Source organism: Flavobacteriales bacterium (genome assembly GCA_016704485.1).
Classification (GTDB): Bacteria; Bacteroidota; Bacteroidia; order Flavobacteriales_F; family PHOS-HE28; genus PHOS-HE28.
The window spans coordinates 398270-415532 of the sequence record JADJAA010000001.1; the positions used below are offsets into that span (position 1 = coordinate 398270).

The window sequence follows — 17263 nt, forward strand, 5'->3', positions numbered from 1 at the left end:
GCAATGATCATCTACAACGTGACCGTGAACATTGATCTTGATGTTGAGACCCAATGGGTGAAATGGATGAAGGAAGTTCACATACCGGAAGTAATGGCCACCGGACTTTTCCTTGAAAGCAGAATGATGCGCGTGCTTGCGAATGATGAAGGTGGAACGAGCTACGCCATTCAATATTCCGTTGCGGATATGGCGCATTTCGAAAGCTATCAGCGCGATCATGCACCACGCCTGCAAGCGGAGACCAAAAAATTCTATGATGGAAAGTTCGCAGCATTCCGTACGCTGCTGGAAGTAGTGCATCCGTTATGAAAGGGGTACGTGCTAAAAAACAGCTTGGACAACACTTTCTGAAGGACGACTCCATTGCATTGCGCATAACGGAGGCGCTGACCCATCACAATGGCTATCGCGATGTGATCGAGATCGGTCCCGGCACGGGTGCGCTCACGAAGCACTTGATCACACGGAACGACATTGACCTTTGGTGCATTGAATTGGATCACGAAGCCGCCGCGCATCTGCCTACCATTCTTCCCAAGCTCGGAAACCGGTTGATCATTGGTGATTTCCTTCACCTCGACCTGAATGCATGCTTCCCGAACAAATTCGCGATCATTGGCAATTTCCCATACAACATCAGTACGGAGATCATCTTCAAAGCACTTGAACACCGTGATCGTTGCATGGAGGTTGTGGGCATGTTCCAAAAGGAAGTGGCCGATCGTGTGCGCGCGGAACCGGGTAGCAAGATCTACGGGATCACAAGCGTGCTAGCGCAAGCGTTCTATGATATTGACGAGATCATGACCGTTGGGCCGGAGCAGTTCATTCCACCCCCCAAGGTGCAAAGTGCCGTGATCCGCATGCAACGGAATACCGTGGACCAATTGCCTTGCGACGAAAAACTATTCACCCGTGTGGTAAAAACGGCTTTCAATCAGCGGCGAAAAACGTTGAGCAATGCGCTCAAACCGATTCCGGAACTAAAGGACTCCATCCCCGAAAAATTCCAAATGCTACGAGCAGAGCGGCTTTCCGTTGATGATTTCATTGAACTGACGTTGGCCTGCAAGAGCGTTTGAACCATTCCAGTATGCGTTTGGGGAGCGCCCATTATTTGCAAGGAGCTAATTGAGTTTCAAAATTAGCCTCTTTCAACAATATTAGCCCATACGCTGATTGTTAGTTAAAGTAGTCTTCGATATACTGAGAATCTTCCATTGAAATTACTTCTAATTTCTTATCTAAATTGAATTTGTACGTTTCAATTTCGAGAGCACCATAACTATTTTTAGCTCGTAGCTTGTGTTTAACACTGTAACCTACATATTCGTATCCTCGGAAAACCTCGTACAAACTGTCCAAATTCAAAATCGACTTCGCCATTTTTACACTGTCAGAAGGGAACCCGCTTTCTTGTAATACAACCCATAAGCTATCTGCTTTGGCTGGTCTGCTTCCTATAAATTCAGCAAAACTCACTGGTTCGTAGCTCGAATAATCTTTCAAAACCCCGCTCAAATGCGTTTTGACATTCTCTAAAATAATGCAATCAATTGATGGGTCATCTGGAAAGTAGGCATTGTGATGAAATCGATCCAATACTTCAATCGGCGGTTTGCAATCGGGAACTTGCGTTGTTGTGCCTTTGTCATTTATATTCTGGCAAGAGATAATAACGCAGCTCAATCCCAAGTAAAAGAAAAATTGCTTCATGAACCGAACTTAAAAGATGTTCAAACTTACAATTCTTTGCGATGGAAATTTGCGTCAAGACTATGACCGTCGATGATACTTTTGGATGCCGATGAATTTGCTGATCAGCTAACCCTCTAGCGTTTCCACGCATATTAGCCGAACTTGTACTACCAAACCACAAGCGCAGGCACATGCAATTGACCAACGATAGCCATTCAGAGTGGTGACCACGAGCTGGTCGCCACCATAATTCCGGAACTAACCGATTCCATCCCCGAAAAATTCCAAATGCTACGAGCAGAGCGGCTTTCCGTTGATGATTTCATTGAACTGACGCTGGCCTGCAAGAGCGCTTGACCAATAGCAACTTACGGTCACGTTCCGTCCTTTCTGCGGCATACCCCTACTTCGTAGCTTCGCGCCGGTCGCAAATGTGCCCGTGCTCCTTCAATAAGATCCGTACGTCCGAACAATGTCCTTCGAACTAACCAAAGCATACCTGGACCAGATCAGAGATGATGTGGCCGACGGACGGGATGCAGTGGTACTGGAGGCTTTGAACGAATTGCATTCAGCGGACATTGCACAAGTGATCGATCGCTTGGATCTGGACGAAGCTGTGTACATGTACCGCTTGCTCGAAAGTGAAAAGGCGGCGGAAGTGCTGCTGGAACTGGATGAAGACACCCGCGAGAGCCTGCTTAGCTCATTGACCAGTCGTGAGATCGCGGAGGATGTTCTTGAGCACATCAATTCGGATGATGCGGCGGACGTTATGTCCGAACTATCCGAGGAAAAGCAACGCGAGGTAATTGCGTTGCTCAATGACGACGAACAGCGTGAGGACCTACAGGAACTCATGACCTACCCTGAAGGCACCGCTGGTGCATTGATGGGCAAGGAAATGATCCAGGTACGCGCAGACTGGACGGTTGCACGCGCCGTCGTGGAAATGCGCCGCCAAGCACAGGAGGTGGAGCATGTTTACACGGTTTATGTAGTGGACAAAGATGATCGTCTTCTTGGTGTTCTGCCTTTGAAGGATGTCCTGTTCTCCGCAGAGAGTACACGCACGTTGATCAAACACATCATTGATCCGGATATTGAAGCCGTTACTGCCGACACCGATGTTGAGGACGTGGTGAAACTGATGAAGAAATACGATGCGGTGGTCCTGCCGGTCGTGGATGAGAACCAAAAATTGATCGGCCGCATTACGTTCGATGACGTGATGGACGTGATGGAAGAAAAGGCCTCCGAGGATTATCAATTGGCCAGTGGTATCAGTGAAGATGTGGACGCAAGTGACAGTCCAATGGTACAGGTCCGTGCACGCCTACCATGGCTATTGATCGGTCTTGCGGGCGGTCTTTTATCATCACAGATAATTGCCGAGTATGAGGACGTACTAAAGATCGATCCCACCATGGCGTTCTTCATGCCGTTGATCGCTGCTACGGCAGGAAATGTCGGTGTGCAATCTTCAGCGATAGTGGTCCAAGGATTGGCCGGCGGCACCATGGATGGCGTAGATCTGTTCTCTCGCCTATGGCGAGAACTGCGTGTAGCATTCGTCTCTGCTGTGGTCTGTAGCCTACTGATCTTCGCTGTTAATTTTGCGTTGCAAGAAAGCCAAGCATTGAGCTATACAGTGAGCATTGCATTATTCTCTGTGATCATAACGGCCTCTCTATTCGGAACGTTGATCCCACTTTTATTGAACCGATTGGATATTGATCCGGCGTTGGCAACGGGTCCATTCGTTACCACCTTGAACGATATTTTCGGCTTATTCACCTACTTCACGCTCGGTCACATCATGTACAACGTATTGACCTGATCATGCGCATTGCATTCCTGGATACCGTGCATCCTATACTGGCAGATCGGCTTACAGCCGCAGGTCACACGTGTACGCATTCGGATAATGCGGCCCAAGGTGAAATTGAACGGATACTTGACAATACAGAGGGCATTGTTGTTCGTAGTAAGAAGGTGAACGCCGATCGGATCGACCACAGTCCTCATTTGAAATTCATTGGACGCGTAGGTGCCGGTCTAGAAAATATCGATACGGCACATTGTCTTAAAAAGAATATCCTAGTGCTGAATTCTCCGGAAGGGAACCGTGATGGAGTTGGTGAGAGTTGCGTTATGCTTCTCCTTGCATTGATGAAGTCCCTTGTGCCAGCAAATCATGCCGTGCGAGAGGGACATTGGCCGCGTGAGGCATTGCGCGGTACGGACCTTCGTGATAAAACGATCGGTATCATCGGCTTCGGACAAATGGGTTCCAGCTTCGCCGAAAAACTGCGCGGGTTCGGTGTGCGCATACTTGGTTACGACAAATACAAGAGTGGGTTCAGTAAGGCCGGGATCGAAGAATGTGGTCTGGAGCAAGTTCTTCGCCAGAGCGATGTGATCAGCCTACACCTGCCTCTTACAGATGAGACGCATCACTATGCGAATAAGGACTTTTTCTTACGCCTTGGAAAGCCGATCTGGCTGATCAATACGTCACGCGGACCTGTTGTTCACACGGAAGCATTGTTGGATGCGATCGACCACCACCGCGTGCTAGCGGCTGGCTTGGATGTGCTCGAGTTCGAAGGTGCCGAGCTCGATGGTCTGGATCCTTCCTTGGATCCCGCAACCCAAAAACGACTGATCGCTCATCCGAACGTTCTACTCACGCCTCATATCGCAGGGGTAACGCATGAAGGCAAATTCAAACTCGCCGATGTGCTGGCTTCGAAGATCCTCCAACACTTTCCTCATGGCCAGAATTGATCTGATCGCTGCGATCTGTATCGTGGCCACAAGCTCCGCATGCATGCCGAATAAGAACTTACATCCCGACGTTCATGGCCACCGCGGAGCTCGTGGTCTATTACCTGAGAATAGCATTCCCGCATTCATTAAAGCCGTGGATTCAGGTTGTGACTATTTGGAATTGGATATCGTCATCAGCGGAGATGGTCAATTGATCGTATCGCATGAACCGTGGATGGATCATGGTATCTGCCTAATGCCAGAAGGTGGTTCCATAACCGTGGAGAACGAGAAAAGCTTGAACATCTACCGCATGACGGTAACGGAGATCCAGCAATACGATTGCGGTTCCATTCCGCAAGAACGTTTTCCCGATCAGGACCAACGCATCTGTGCGAAACCAACATTGCGCGAGGTTGTTGAAACCTGTGATGAACATGCTCTATTAAGCGGCAACTCCAGTCCCAGTTACAACTTGGAGATCAAAAGTGACCCAACTTGGTATGGCATTTTCCAACCAGATCCAGTGGACTATGTCCAATACGTGATCGCAACTGTTGACTCCTTGGATATTGCCGATCGATGTATCCTACAATGCTTCGACGTAGCGATCCTCGAAGCGCTGCATGCGGATCGGCCCGACCTCGATCTAGCATTGCTTGTGGAGAATGCTGATGGACTCGAGAATAATCTGGCGCGCCTTTCCTTCGTCCCTGATTATTACAGCCCGCAATATGCCCTCGTTACAGAAACATTATTGAACGATCTAAGGGAACGTGGCATCGACCTGCTCGTGTGGACCGTGAACGAGAAAGAGGACATCAAACGCATGATCGCACTGGGTGTGGATGGGATCATATCCGATTATCCCAATCGTGTGATCAAATTGCTTGACGAAGGTCAGTGATCGATCCGTGCAAATAGTGTTTCCACAGTGAAACGGAATTCATTCAATAGAGCGGTCCAATTTTCTGGATCAACTTTTGCATCCGTTGATTTGAGCTTTGCATAAAGGGGCGCTGATCGCTCCGGGTCCATTCCCATCATTTGCGGCCGCATTGACTGAACGACGCGCATCACCTTTTCGTGATCCTGGCGCACCATTGCTTCATCCAATGCTGCTATACGTTCTGGTGCCATCTTGCGGAACATAGCGACCAGTACGGCATCCAATTGTTCGGCAGGCACAGTCTCGATCTTCTGCTCCACGGGAGCGGCACGTTCACGCTTTGGTTCCTCGCGGCTAACAACTGTAGAAATACTTTTCAATGTGGCGATCTCGGTCCTTAACTCCGCAATGCCTGCTTTGGAGCGTTCCTGTGCTTTACCTGATCGGTAGAAAAGGAACAACGAGGTGAGCACCCACATGACCCCAAGACTGATCGCGACCCACTGCCAGCGGATCGCCCGTTCTTCGACCTGCGCAATTATTCGTTCTGCAACAGTTCTCTCCGCGATAGCGATCGCATTCAAACTATCAACCGTGGATCGATGTTCGGTACGTACCACAAGTTGTTCGCGTTCAACATCTTCCGCTCCCCCCTTGCTCAGCGCTTCCATTAAGCTGCGGATGCGGATCATTTCATTCAATGCATCCAACGTCCTACCTGATCTCCGATACTGTTCTACAAGCGTGGTACGTATCTCCAATTCTTGTTCATCCAGCGTCAAATTGCTCGCTGTGGAAGCCGCTTTCTCGAGTAATTTGATCGCATCAGCAGAAGGAACGATCCTGGCCAGCTCAATGCGCAGCGCCATGGCCTGCTCAGTGTTCTGCGCACTATCCGCTTGTAGGATGGCCGCACGAGATCCGCTGATGACCCTTTTCAAACTATCCGCCGTTGCCTTTGTATTCTGTGCAAAAGCAGGAATGCAACCAAATACAAAGACCAAGGCCAGGATACTACCAATACCTCTCTTTCGTGGACTCCGGATCATGGTCCAAATCTAATTCGGATCCAATACCGGAATTGAACTATTTCACAACGAATCGCGCCGTTGTGCGGGAGCGTTGCTCGATCAATATGGTCTTCTCTTTGAGCAGCTGATCCAACGTGCTCTCATCGTAATGGCGAACAGTGATAAGCTCCAGACCGCTGTTATAAAGCACTTGGTAATCGACACTCAACTTATCGACCAGCGTTCGGCTCCGCGCAGTATCATCCACCACAACACTGAACGCCACTGCACTATTCTGCATCAGATCGATCCGAACATTCTCCTTAGCGAACCGACTGAAGATATCACTCAGGTTATCCTCAACAATGAAGCTGAGATCCCGCGGTGTTATGCTGATCAGGAGCTGATCGCCCTTTACAATGAACGATGGTATCAACGAATCCTTTTCGCTGCGTTGATCGATCATACTGCCTGGAGCGTTCAGGTCCACGAATGACCGGACGTACAACGGGATGTTCTTCTTCTGCAAGGGTTGCAGCGTGCGCGGATGAATAACGCTTGCTCCGAAATAACTCAACTCGATCGCTTCGTGATAGCTGATGTGTGATAACAACTTCGTATCCGGAAACCGGTTCGGATCAGCATTGAACATTCCGGGAACATCCTTCCAGATCGTGACACTTTCCGCATCCAGCAAATACGCGAATATCGCCGCGCTGAAATCGGATCCTTCGCGCCCTAGCGTTGTAGTGAACCCTTCTTCAGTTGATCCAATAAAGCCTTGTAACACCAACGGGTAGCGTATCGATTCTTGCCCTTCGCCGGATGCAAAACTCTCTTGCATAAGTAGTGAACTGATCTCCCAATCCACACGGGCTGCGCGATATTTTGCATCGGTCCGTACAAGCTCACGTGCATCCATCCAGGAACACTGCTCCAGCGCTACGCTCAGGTAGGCACTTATGATCATGGTACTCCAGAGCTCGCCATAGCTTACGATCTGATCATAATCCTGGTCAGCATTTCCCGTTGGTGAGCCGCTCAACAATTCCTCCAGTTCGCTGAAACTCTCGTTCAGCCAAACTTCTGCTTCCTCGAACTCCGGAACAACTTCATTCAGGATCGCTAAATGCGTGCTGCGCAGTGCAACCAATGCTGCATTTACGTTCTGACCATCTCTCCACGCCCATACGATCCTTTCCAATGCATTCGTCGTCTTGCCCATGGCGCTTACCACCACGACCACCTCATCACTCGGAAATTGACGTAATACGTTGGCTACGTTACGCACGCCTTGTGCATCCTTCACACTGGCTCCGCCGAATTTGAACACCTTCATCCTTGCGCTATTTCTTTAAGTTGATCCAATTCCAATGATCCATTGAACCATTGCGGATCCATTGTACTACCGAACCGCTCATAGAAACGGATCGCATCGGTGTTCCAGTCCAATACCTGCCAAAGCATTCCTGCATAATTCTTTTCCACGGCATGTTTGGCACATTGCCGAAATAGCTTTTCTCCTATTCGTTTGCCTCGTGCGTGTTCCGTTACAACGATATCCTCCAGATACAATCGCCTGCCCTTCCAGGTGGAATACCGTTCATAACAGATGGCAATTCCCACCACTTCATTCTCCATCACCGCCACCCATCCGATCCAGACCGGATCAGGACCAAATCCCGCATCGATCATTTCTTCCAGTGATATCGTGACCGCATCCGGCTCTTTTTCGAAGATCGCCAACTCCTTAACAAGTGCGAGCATTGCGGGCACATCAGTAGATTCTGCGGGGCGGATCGTCGTTTGCATTCGTGCTGTTCGTTCAATACTTTGATAACCAAAGGTGCCCAAAGATCGTATGTATCCGATATTTGTAGCGCAACTTCGCACCCTATCATGTCAGAGATCAAGACCCTTGCAGAATTCATTGTTGAACGTCAGCATGAATTCACCTACGCTACCGGTGAACTTACCCAATTGCTCACCAGCTTCCGACTTGCTGGCAAAATGGTGAATCGCGAAGTGAACAAAGCTGGTCTCGCGGAGGACATTCTTGGTGCCCAAGGAAGCGAGAACATTCAGGGAGAAGCACAGCAAAAATTGGATGTATATGCGAACGATCTTTTTATCCGGTTACTCCGCAGCCAAGGAGAAGTTTGCGGTGTCGCCAGCGAGGAAAATGATGAGGTCGTTCATTTCGACAATGGCGGCAAGTATGTTGTTACCATGGATCCGCTGGATGGCAGCAGCAACATCGATGTGAACGTTAGCATTGGGACCATTTTTAGCATTTACCGTCGTGTGAGTACGGGCCAAAAAGCAACCTTGGAAGACTTTCTGCAACCCGGAACCGCCCAGGTAGCCGCAGGCTATATCATCTATGGCAGTAGCACTATGTTGGTCTATACCACCGGCCATGGTGTCAATGGCTTCACGCTCGATCCAAGCATTGGTACCTTTTGCCTGAGCCACCCGAACATGACCACACCTGTGGAAGGCACGATCTATTCCGTGAACGAAGGAAATTACTTCGACTTCAGCGATGGTGTGCGCAACTATATCGACGACTGCAAGAAAAAGAAATTCAGTGCTCGCTATATCGGTAGCCTAGTGGCCGATTTCCACAGGAATCTTCTGAAAGGTGGCCTTTACATGTACCCCGCTACTGCGAAATCGCCGAAAGGGAAACTGCGTTTGTTGTACGAGGCGAATCCACTCGCTTTCATCGCCGAACAGGCAGGTGGAATGGCTACGGATGGCACCACCCGCATCATGGACATGAAGCCGACCGAACTGCACCAACGCTGCCCGCTTTTCATTGGCAGTTCGAACATGGTGAAAGAGGCGGTTAAGTGATCCGTATTGTGAATGGTCTGTGGTGAATGGTGAAGGGACGGTCCAAATGACGTGTCATCTCGTCTTGTTTCTTAGCAACTCCCTGCTTAAGTGTCAATTCATAAATTGACATCTACATCATTATTGTAAACTTATATGTTTACTTATACGTATATTTGTCAATGTTAAGATTGACATGAAGAATTTACGCAACTTATTCATCTCCCAGATGGACCGACGCTATGAAGCGCTTCGCCTGTCAACAGCCCATGGGATACCACAGAACGGCTGGTTACGAAGTTTGCGTTCCGGGCTTGGAATTAGCTTGGTTCAACTAGCCGATCATCTTGGTGTGACCAAACAGCACATCAGCCAAGTGGAAAAACGCGAAATCGAGGGTACCCTAACATTGAACAGTTTGCGCGAAACAGCCAGCGCTATGGACATGGAGCTATTCTATGCGCTGATCCCAAAAGATGGTTCGTTGACCGCGTTGATAGAACGACGAGCGCAATTACTTGCTCAGGAAATTGTTCTGCGCACCAACCAATCCATGAAACTGGAAGGACAAGCAGTAAGCGATGAACGACTGAAGGTCGCTATAGAGGAGCAAGCGGCAGAACTAAAACGAGATCTACCCAAGCAACTATGGGATTGATCTGGGAATTCGAAGGTGGAGAAACGCCATTGGATCCAGATGAATACGCAGGTCTACGTATTCCGATCATTAGTACGCGCGCTGAATTGGACGAACACGAGCAAGTGAACATCCAGCGTGCGAGAGTCTGGTTGGGCAAACGAAAACCTAATTTGATAGACCTATTGACCGACGCCTTTGTTAAACAACTGCATTTGCAGATGTACAACGAAGTTTGGATCTGGGCAGGTCGGTTCCGCAAGACCGAAAAAAATATTGGCGTAGACCCGATCCGCATCCCCACCGACCTGCGTCAACTGTTGCTCGATGCCCACTATTGGGTGGAGAATCATACATATCCACCTGATGAACTTGTGATCAGGTTGAAACACAGATTGGTATGCATTCACTGTTTTAGTAACGGCAACGGTCGTCACGCACGTCTGTTCGCAGACCTAATGATCAAAGGACTGAATGGCGAACCGTTCTCATGGGGTGGGTTCACTGAAATGCCAGATGTAAGAGATCTCTATATCTCGTCCTTGCGCGAAGCCGATCGCGGCAATATGCAAGCCTTGGTCGCTTTTGCGCGAAGCTGAAAAGCTTACATCTCCAATAGCATCTTCGCCAGCAACGCACGCACGCGGATGTGCTCGGACATACTGGATATCCGATACTCCATACGCGCTGTGAAATTGATGATCAACCCCAGATCCTCGGTCACTCCGAAAGCAACCGGGCGCCCGTTGGAGAATGCAATGGCCAAATGGGATAGCTCTTCCAGTTTTCCGGGCAAGTGGCGTACTGGCTTGTAATTGGTCAATGCTTCCGTAGCGCTTGTCAGTTGAGAACCCTTTACGGTCCGGTGTTCAGCATGTTCATTGTGTAAGCGCCATGCCAGTGTATTCGCTGTGGCAGAAGTGTACACTACTCCTGGAACAGTCCGGAATACATGCACACTGTCCAACTGTTGCGCATGCATCAACTGGGCCACGATCAACATAGCGATCGATATGAATATACGCATGCTCATTCCTTGATCTTCTCGGATCGCAAAGCTATGCCCGAACAACGAGCGAACGCGTATACCCGTAGCTTTGCACCCTATCCGAACCCAATGCCCCTTATCCATGGCATTGGGTTTTGGGCGTTCTGGATTTCATGAAACTGACGACTATTACTGAACTCCGCAACCTATTCGCGAACGACGCGCGATGCAAGGATGCGGCACAAGCACTTTCATCGCCACATGCCCGAGTGGACCTTGTTGGTCTGCTCGGAAGTGGACGAACACTTACCGCACATGCGATCAGTGAGCTTGTAGCTGGCACGCATGTTTTCGTCCTGAACGACAAAGAAGATGCGGCCTATTTCATGAACGACCTGGAAGCGCTGCGCGCTCCCCTCTCCACCGGCGCTGTTCGAGCGGAGTCGAGAACGGGGCAGGGGGTGAGGCTCTTATTCTTTCCAGCACCATCGCGTTCCCCCTATGATCCGGAAGGACACCACGACGGAGAAAGGGTGAGCCGAACAGAGGTGTTGGAAGTGTTGATGAACCCCACATCGGTGAGCGCTGGATCGAACCTTTTGATCGTTACCTACGCAGATGCTATGGTACCGCTTGTGGTGGGTCAGGAATCCATGCAGAAGAACACGCTGACCATCCAGCGGAAAGAGGAGTTGCCGATCGAGACGTTGGAAGAATGGCTGCATACAACTGGATTCGTTCGGGTGGACTTCGTTTACGAGCCCGGTCAATTCAGCGTGCGCGGCGGTATCGTGGACATCTTCAGTTATGGGAACGATAACCCGTATAGGATCGAGTTATTCGGTGATACGGTTGAAAGTATTCGGCGCTTCGACCCACAGGACCAATTGAGCGTAGAGCGGCTGGCTCAAGCGGTGATCGTACCTGATCTGCAGGACGAGGATGCGGCCGACCAACAACTTTTCTTTTCACAACTGCCGAAAGATGCTGTGATCTGGTATAACAACTCCAAGGTGATCAGTGATGCTGCAACGCACCGGATGAAACGCTTGGAGGAGGCGTATGCGAAACTCACTGAAAAGGAAAAACACGCAGCTCCTTCCCAACTCGTTGCTTCGGATAGTGCGCTCGTCAAAGGCCTGTTGGGTTTTAGAAAAGTCACGTGGGGCGAGACAAAACAAGATGCTGTCAGGATCTCATTCGCCCAAAAACCACAACCGCCTTTTGCAAAGGATTTCAAGGTATTGAGCGGTGATCTTCATTTGAAACAGAACGCAGGTTTCACCAATCTCATCGCGTGCAGCAATGCCAAACAAAGCGAAAGGCTGTTCTCCATATTTCAGGACATGGAACATGAAGTGGCCTTCACGCCACTTGTGCTTGACCTGCATGAAGGGTTCATTGATGATTCCCTGAAGATCGCGTTGTACACCGACCATCAGATCTTTGAACGCTACCATCGCTTCCGTTTGAAAGAAGGATTCCGCAAGAATTCACAAGCGCTTACATTGAAGGAATTGACGCAGTTGAAACCCGGCGATCTCGTGGTGCATATCGACCATGGCGTGGGTATCTTCAGTGGACTGGAAACGATCGATGCCGGCGGATCCATGCAAGAAGCAATTCGCCTGAAGTATCGCGATAATGACATTCTGTATGTAGGCATACACAGTTTACATCGCGTTAGCAAATTCAGCGGTGATGAAGGTGGTGCGGCACCAAATGTGAGCAAGCTGGGCAGTCCTGCATGGAAGAATCTGAAAGAACGCACCAAAGCGAAAGTGAAGGCGTTGGCATTCGACTTGATCAAGCTCTATGCGAAACGAAAGAGCGTTCCTGGATTCGCGTTCCAGCCGGATAATTACCTCCAGCATGAACTAGAAGCATCGTTCATTTACGAGGATACACCCGATCAAGAATCCGCGACGATCGATGTGAAACGCGATATGGAAAAAGCCACACCAATGGATCGTTTGGTATGTGGCGATGTTGGTTTCGGAAAGACCGAGATCGCTATTCGTGCTGCATTCAAATCGGTGTGTGACAGTAAGCAAGTTGCAGTGCTTGTGCCTACAACGATCCTTGCGCTTCAACACTCCAAATCGTTCAAGGAGCGAATGAAAGGGTTACCGGTGCGGGTGGATTACATAAACCGTTTCCGCAGTGCTGCTGATCAAAAGCAGATCCTAGCCGACCTGAAGGATGGAAAGATCGATATCCTGATCGGTACGCATCGCTTGGTGAGCAAGGATGTGATCTACAAGGACCTCGGCCTGTTGATCATTGATGAAGAGCAGAAGTTCGGCGTGAACGTGAAGGACAAATTGAAGACCCTACGCGCAACAGTTGATACGCTGACACTGACCGCAACACCGATCCCACGAACATTGCAATTCAGCTTAATGGGAGCGCGTGATCTCAGCATCATCAGCACACCACCTCCGGATCGCTACCCAGTGCAAACGAACCTGCATCCGTATGATGAGGTGGTGATCAAAGGCGCGATGGACTACGAACTTTCTCGCGGTGGACAAGTGTATTTCATCAACGACAAAGTGAAGAACATCGAGTTCGTTGCCGAGATGATCCGCAAGCTGGTACCGGGGGCGCGCGTTGGTGTTGGGCATGGCCAATTGGAAGGGCATAAGCTCGAACAAGTGATGATGGATTTCATCGAAGGCAATACCGATGTTCTGGTGTGTACCACCATTGTCGAGAATGGATTGGATATCCCGAACGCCAATACGATCATCGTGAATGAGGCCCAGAATTTCGGGTTGAGCGATCTGCACCAATTGCGCGGACGCGTTGGCCGAAGCAATCGAAAAGCATTCTGCTACTTGCTCGCACCTAGCATGCATTTACTGCCTGACCTTTCTCGCAAACGACTTCAAGCCATCGAACAATTCAGTGATCTCGGTAGCGGTATCCACATCGCCATGAAAGATCTCGATATCCGTGGTGCAGGCGATCTGTTGGGTGCGGAGCAAAGTGGATTCATAAATGATATCGGATTTGAAACGTACCACAAGATCCTGGAAGAAGCGGTGAAGGAATTGAAGAATGAACACTTCAAGGAACTCTTTGAAGACAGGCAACTTGCACGCGGTGCCACGCGTGATCAAAGCGACGACTGCATCATTGAGACCGATCTTACGATGCTGATCCCCGCAAGCTATGTGAGCGAGACCGCTGAACGCCTTGCGCTCTACCGTAAGCTGGATGACATCAAGGACGCCACGGAACTGGCGAAATTCACCAAGGAAGTCACCGACCGTTTCGGCCCGATACCACAGCAGGCGGAAGAACTGATGGAAGCCATTCGCTTACGTTGGCTTGGTCAACAGATCGGCTTGGAGAAAATGGTCCTGAAGAAAGGCACGCTCATCGGCACCTTCATCGCGGATCAGAAACATCCATTCTTCGCTGGCGATACCTTCCACTCGGTATTGCGCGCGGTGCAGTCGCAGCCACGACGTTTCAAAGTGTACGAGAAGGCCGGGACTTTGCGGATCAGTGTACAGGATGTGAAGAATGTGCAGGTTGCGAAGGCGGCGTTAGAATCAGTTGTTGGGGTGAAGGAGAGCGTTTAGCTCGCATTGGGGCAACTACGTTAAGGCTATAGAAATCGTTCGGTTGATCGCTCCTGAATAGAGCCACGTGATGCACTACCCAACGGGCATACAACATCCTACAGGGCTAAACTTCATAACGGTATATAACTAAAGTTCTATTGCACCGTGCTGCATGTGCAACTTTTCTTTGTGCAATGCTTCGCCGTTCTGTCCAGTATAGATCAACGAAGTAGTTCGATCACTGATACAATGAACCACCGTTTCAAACTCCCACGTCACATGATGATCCGACCCTTCCTCTACTTGGCCATAAGCCTGTTGCTACCAACCTCCGTCCTACTGGCACAACCTGGTTCTGTAGATCCGACATTCGACCCAGGTGAAGGACCGAACGCGCGCGTCTTCGTGACCACTGTGCAACCTGATGGCAAAGTGCTGATCGCTGGTGATTTCACCGAAGTGAGTGGTCAGGCACACCGCCGGATCGCACGGCTCAATGCCGATGGCAGTTTGGATGCTAGCTTCAATGCAAACGCAGGCCCGGATGTGTTCGCTGTTTTCTGCATCACAGTACAACCTGACGGCAAGATCCTATTGGGTGGCCAATTCGAAGCGTTCAATGGCACCGAACATAGTATGATCACGCGCCTGAACGCGAACGGCACGGTGGATAATTCCTTCGACCCGGGCGCAGGTGCCGACTGGATCGTAAGTACGATCGCCGTGCAACCCGATGGAAAGATCCTTGTTGGTGGCAACTTCACATCCTTCGACGGAACAGCGCGTACCGGGATAACGCGCTTGAACTCGAACGGTGCTCAAGACCCGAGTTTCGACCCGGGAACCGGTCTTGGAAGTATTGGCATCGTGACCGACATCTACGCTTTCGCGTTGGAGTCCGATGGTCGTATCACCATTGCCGGTTCATTCAATAGCTATAATGGAACGGACCGCAACAGCATCGCAAGGCTTAATTCCAATGGCGAACTGGACACTAGTTTCGACCCGGGATCAGGTGCGGAATTCGGAAGTATCAACTGTATGGTGCGCCAAGTGGATGGTAAGTTGGTGATCGGCGGATCATTCACGGACTACAATGGAACCGATCAGCCTTTCCTTGCTCGGGTCACAAATTCCGGAGCGCTCGACCCTACATTCAATGTGGGTGCGAGTACATCAGGAAGTATACTCGCCATGGCCCTGCAACCGGATGGCCGTATACTGCTCGGTGGATTCTTCTATGACTATAACGAACTTCTGGCGCGTGATGTGGCACGCGTGAACACCGATGGATCATTGGACCTGAATTGGAGCACTGGGACAGGATCTTTCGGTATCGACGCCGGGGTGTATGACATGGCCCTTCAAGCTGATGGCTCACTCATCGTTGGTGGCCAATTCAGTGCCTATAATGGCTCTACGCGGAACAAAGTGGCAAGGCTCAACGGTGGCACAGGTACACCGGTTTCCGAAATACAGGGTGCATCGCGTTTGCATGTTTGGTCAGATGACGAGAACCAGCTCCTGCGTGTATCGGAACCAGTATCCGGACAGGTGTTCGATATGGAGGGTCGTGTTGTAGTCACTTTCAATCGCACGAATGCCATCGCGGTAGATCACCTATGCGCTGGTGCATTCCTTTTACGAACGGAATCAGGTACGGTCCACCGCTTCGTGCGCCCCTGACAAGCGGCTTCAATTACATATGGCATCACCGCGCTATTCGTGATCGGTCGATGATACCTAGCACTTCATCCTCCTTCTTGTAAGGCACGAGGAAGTGTTCCAACCGCGTTGTTTGACCTCTTGCGTCGTAATCGACACGAACTGATAAGAACTCCTTTTGGATTGAGCCGTGCCATTTGTTTGAGTGGGCGGAAAAGCATTTGGTCTTCATTGTAGATCAGTTAGTCCAATCGTGAATGAAGGATCAGTGCGCTGCATCGGTATATGCGAAGATCAAGAATACGTAGAATAAACGCGCACCATCTACCTTCGCGGCAATGGCGCAGAATAACATCGACCGCACCCGTATTGATCTTAGCTTTTTAAGCGGACCACGCTCGCGTTGGAAAGAGACCAAGACCGTATTCCATATTCTGCAGCAGTTCGTTTATGGGTTCCGAAAACTTCATTTCGTTGGGCCTTGTGTTACGTTCTTCGGCAGTGCGCGATTCAAAGAGGATCATGAATACTACGAGGCGGCACGGTCAATTGCTCGACGCGTTGGTCGAGTTGGCTTCACGGTCATGACCGGTGGTGGACCCGGAATAATGGAAGCCGCGAACCGTGGTGCACGAGACATTGGCGCAACAAGTGTAGGGTGTAACATTGTTCTGCCTCACGAGCAATACGCGAATCCGTATTTGGATGTGGAACTCTCTTTCGATCATTTCTTCGTTCGCAAAGTGCTGCTGTTGAAATACAGTATCTGTTTTGTGGTGATGCCCGGTGGCGCAGGTACGATAGATGAACTCTTTGAGGTGGTGACCTTGATCCAGACCGGTAAGGTGAAGAACTTCCCTGTGATCCTCTATGGTAAGGAATATTGGGCCCATACGTTGAAGCAGTTGGAATACATGTATGAAGCTGGAACCATTGGAAAGGAAGAGTTGAGTTTCATACACGTAGTGGATTCAGTGGATGAGGCCACCGATAAATTGCAGGAGCAACTCGTGGATATGTGGAAGGAACGGAACGCAAAAAAGGACACTCCGAAATGGTGGTTCCTGGAAGAAGAAGTTAACACTCCGGTAAAGAAGAAGGTTGATCACATAACACAACCGTAACGCTGCATCAAGGGTGAAGAAACACCCGATTTCGACCTTTGCAATGCGATAAAGATCACTTAGA

16 protein-coding genes are annotated in these 17263 nt (G+C 49.9%); 11 read left to right on the top strand and 5 right to left on the bottom strand.

Features of this window, described 5'->3' with window-relative positions:
• Positions 1-3 precede the first annotated feature (3 nt).
• Positions 4-312, top strand: coding sequence for a DUF4286 family protein (locus IPF95_01770; GenBank protein ID MBK6473420.1), 309 nt, complete (start codon positions 4-6; stop codon positions 310-312).
• Complete coding sequence (gene rsmA / locus IPF95_01775; GenBank protein MBK6473421.1) at positions 309-1085, top strand: ribosomal RNA small subunit methyltransferase A; 777 nt, start codon at positions 309-311, stop codon at positions 1083-1085. Before IPF95_01770 ends, rsmA begins: the two co-directional genes overlap by 4 nt.
• Before the next feature lie 100 nt (positions 1086-1185).
• On the opposite strand, the gene IPF95_01780 is transcribed toward rsmA, so the two are convergent.
• Positions 1186-1719 carry a hypothetical protein gene (locus tag IPF95_01780; GenBank protein MBK6473422.1) on the bottom strand — a complete coding sequence of 178 codons (534 nt, stop codon included), beginning with the start codon at positions 1717-1719 and terminating at the stop codon, positions 1186-1188.
• A 454-nt stretch (positions 1720-2173) separates the two neighbouring features.
• On the opposite strand from IPF95_01780, the gene mgtE reads away from it, so the two are divergent.
• Genes mgtE through IPF95_01795 form a run of 3 tightly spaced genes read left to right on the top strand, consistent with a single transcriptional unit; the run spans position 2174 to position 5380 of the window.
• Positions 2174-3541 carry a magnesium transporter gene (gene mgtE, locus IPF95_01785; protein MBK6473423.1) on the top strand — a complete coding sequence of 456 codons (1368 nt, stop codon included), beginning with the start codon at positions 2174-2176 and terminating at the stop codon, positions 3539-3541.
• Positions 3542-3543: 2 nt separating this feature from the next.
• Positions 3544-4491, top strand: coding sequence for a phosphoglycerate dehydrogenase (locus IPF95_01790; GenBank protein MBK6473424.1), 948 nt, complete (start codon positions 3544-3546; stop codon positions 4489-4491).
• The gene (locus IPF95_01795) at positions 4478-5380 is read left to right on the top strand and encodes a glycerophosphodiester phosphodiesterase (GenBank protein MBK6473425.1); all 903 of its coding nucleotides are present in this window, start codon (positions 4478-4480) and stop codon (positions 5378-5380) included. The genes IPF95_01790 and IPF95_01795 overlap by 14 nt, the downstream gene beginning before the upstream one ends.
• Here the strand turns inward: IPF95_01795 and IPF95_01800 are convergent.
• Genes IPF95_01800 through IPF95_01810 form a run of 3 tightly spaced genes read right to left on the bottom strand, consistent with a single transcriptional unit; the run spans position 5374 to position 8184 of the window.
• Positions 5374-6411 (bottom strand): hypothetical protein, encoded by a 1038-nt coding sequence (locus IPF95_01800; GenBank protein ID MBK6473426.1) that lies wholly within the window; start codon positions 6409-6411, stop codon positions 5374-5376. The genes IPF95_01795 and IPF95_01800 overlap by 7 nt on opposite strands.
• Positions 6412-6448: 37 nt before the next feature.
• Positions 6449-7711, bottom strand: a complete 1263-nt coding sequence (locus IPF95_01805; protein MBK6473427.1) for an aspartate kinase — start codon at positions 7709-7711, stop codon at positions 6449-6451.
• The gene (locus tag IPF95_01810; protein MBK6473428.1) at positions 7708-8184 is read right to left on the bottom strand and encodes a GNAT family N-acetyltransferase; all 477 of its coding nucleotides are present in this window, start codon (positions 8182-8184) and stop codon (positions 7708-7710) included. The genes IPF95_01805 and IPF95_01810 overlap by 4 nt, the downstream gene beginning before the upstream one ends.
• 87 nt (positions 8185-8271) lie before the next feature.
• Here IPF95_01810 and fbp point away from each other — a divergent pair, with 87 nt between their 5' ends.
• The 3 genes from fbp to IPF95_01825 all read left to right on the top strand — a co-directional run bounded on the left by fbp (position 8272) and on the right by IPF95_01825 (position 10446).
• The gene (fbp, locus tag IPF95_01815; protein ID MBK6473429.1) at positions 8272-9231 is read left to right on the top strand and encodes a class 1 fructose-bisphosphatase; all 960 of its coding nucleotides are present in this window, start codon (positions 8272-8274) and stop codon (positions 9229-9231) included.
• A 175-nt stretch (positions 9232-9406) separates the two neighbouring features.
• On the top strand, positions 9407-9868 hold the full coding sequence (locus IPF95_01820; GenBank protein ID MBK6473430.1) for a mobile mystery protein A: 462 nt from the start codon (positions 9407-9409) through the stop codon (positions 9866-9868).
• Positions 9859-10446 carry a mobile mystery protein B gene (locus IPF95_01825; protein ID MBK6473431.1) on the top strand — a complete coding sequence of 196 codons (588 nt, stop codon included), beginning with the start codon at positions 9859-9861 and terminating at the stop codon, positions 10444-10446. The genes IPF95_01820 and IPF95_01825 overlap by 10 nt, the downstream gene beginning before the upstream one ends.
• A gap of 5 nt (positions 10447-10451) precedes the next feature.
• On the opposite strand, the gene IPF95_01830 is transcribed toward IPF95_01825, so the two are convergent.
• Positions 10452-10874: a hypothetical protein gene (locus IPF95_01830; GenBank protein ID MBK6473432.1), complete on the bottom strand. Its 423-nt coding sequence runs from the start codon at positions 10872-10874 to the stop codon at positions 10452-10454.
• A gap of 134 nt (positions 10875-11008) precedes the next feature.
• Between IPF95_01830 and mfd the strand changes: the two genes are divergently transcribed.
• The 3 genes from mfd to IPF95_01845 all read left to right on the top strand — a co-directional run bounded on the left by mfd (position 11009) and on the right by IPF95_01845 (position 17199).
• Entirely contained in the window at positions 11009-14428 is a 3420-nt protein-coding gene (gene mfd, locus IPF95_01835; protein MBK6473433.1) for a transcription-repair coupling factor, read from the top strand.
• Positions 14429-14689: 261 nt separating this feature from the next.
• Positions 14690-16096: a delta-60 repeat domain-containing protein gene (locus IPF95_01840; protein MBK6473434.1), complete on the top strand. Its 1407-nt coding sequence runs from the start codon at positions 14690-14692 to the stop codon at positions 16094-16096.
• 317 nt (positions 16097-16413) lie between these two features.
• The gene (locus tag IPF95_01845; protein ID MBK6473435.1) at positions 16414-17199 is read left to right on the top strand and encodes a TIGR00730 family Rossman fold protein; all 786 of its coding nucleotides are present in this window, start codon (positions 16414-16416) and stop codon (positions 17197-17199) included.
• Positions 17200-17263 lie beyond the last annotated feature (64 nt).

What these genes read in the sequence shown, in the direction of transcription:
- IPF95_01770 (MBK6473420.1), top strand. Translation starts at nt 4, where the DNA reads ATGATCATCTACAACGTGACCGTGAACATTGATCTTGATGTTGAGACC.
- rsmA (MBK6473421.1), top strand. Translation starts at nt 309, where the DNA reads ATGAAAGGGGTACGTGCTAAAAAACAGCTTGGACAACACTTTCTGAAG.
- IPF95_01780 (MBK6473422.1), bottom strand. Translation starts at nt 1,719, where the DNA reads ATGAAGCAATTTTTCTTTTACTTGGGATTGAGCTGCGTTATTATCTCT.
- mgtE (MBK6473423.1), top strand. Translation starts at nt 2,174, where the DNA reads ATGTCCTTCGAACTAACCAAAGCATACCTGGACCAGATCAGAGATGAT.
- IPF95_01790 (MBK6473424.1), top strand. Translation starts at nt 3,544, where the DNA reads ATGCGCATTGCATTCCTGGATACCGTGCATCCTATACTGGCAGATCGG.
- IPF95_01795 (MBK6473425.1), top strand. Translation starts at nt 4,478, where the DNA reads ATGGCCAGAATTGATCTGATCGCTGCGATCTGTATCGTGGCCACAAGC.
- IPF95_01800 (MBK6473426.1), bottom strand. Translation starts at nt 6,411, where the DNA reads ATGATCCGGAGTCCACGAAAGAGAGGTATTGGTAGTATCCTGGCCTTG.
- IPF95_01805 (MBK6473427.1), bottom strand. Translation starts at nt 7,711, where the DNA reads ATGAAGGTGTTCAAATTCGGCGGAGCCAGTGTGAAGGATGCACAAGGC.
- IPF95_01810 (MBK6473428.1), bottom strand. Translation starts at nt 8,184, where the DNA reads ATGCAAACGACGATCCGCCCCGCAGAATCTACTGATGTGCCCGCAATG.
- fbp (MBK6473429.1), top strand. Translation starts at nt 8,272, where the DNA reads ATGTCAGAGATCAAGACCCTTGCAGAATTCATTGTTGAACGTCAGCAT.
- IPF95_01820 (MBK6473430.1), top strand. Translation starts at nt 9,407, where the DNA reads ATGAAGAATTTACGCAACTTATTCATCTCCCAGATGGACCGACGCTAT.
- IPF95_01825 (MBK6473431.1), top strand. Translation starts at nt 9,859, where the DNA reads ATGGGATTGATCTGGGAATTCGAAGGTGGAGAAACGCCATTGGATCCA.
- IPF95_01830 (MBK6473432.1), bottom strand. Translation starts at nt 10,874, where the DNA reads ATGCGTATATTCATATCGATCGCTATGTTGATCGTGGCCCAGTTGATG.
- mfd (MBK6473433.1), top strand. Translation starts at nt 11,009, where the DNA reads ATGAAACTGACGACTATTACTGAACTCCGCAACCTATTCGCGAACGAC.
- IPF95_01840 (MBK6473434.1), top strand. Translation starts at nt 14,690, where the DNA reads ATGATGATCCGACCCTTCCTCTACTTGGCCATAAGCCTGTTGCTACCA.
- IPF95_01845 (MBK6473435.1), top strand. Translation starts at nt 16,414, where the DNA reads ATGGCGCAGAATAACATCGACCGCACCCGTATTGATCTTAGCTTTTTA.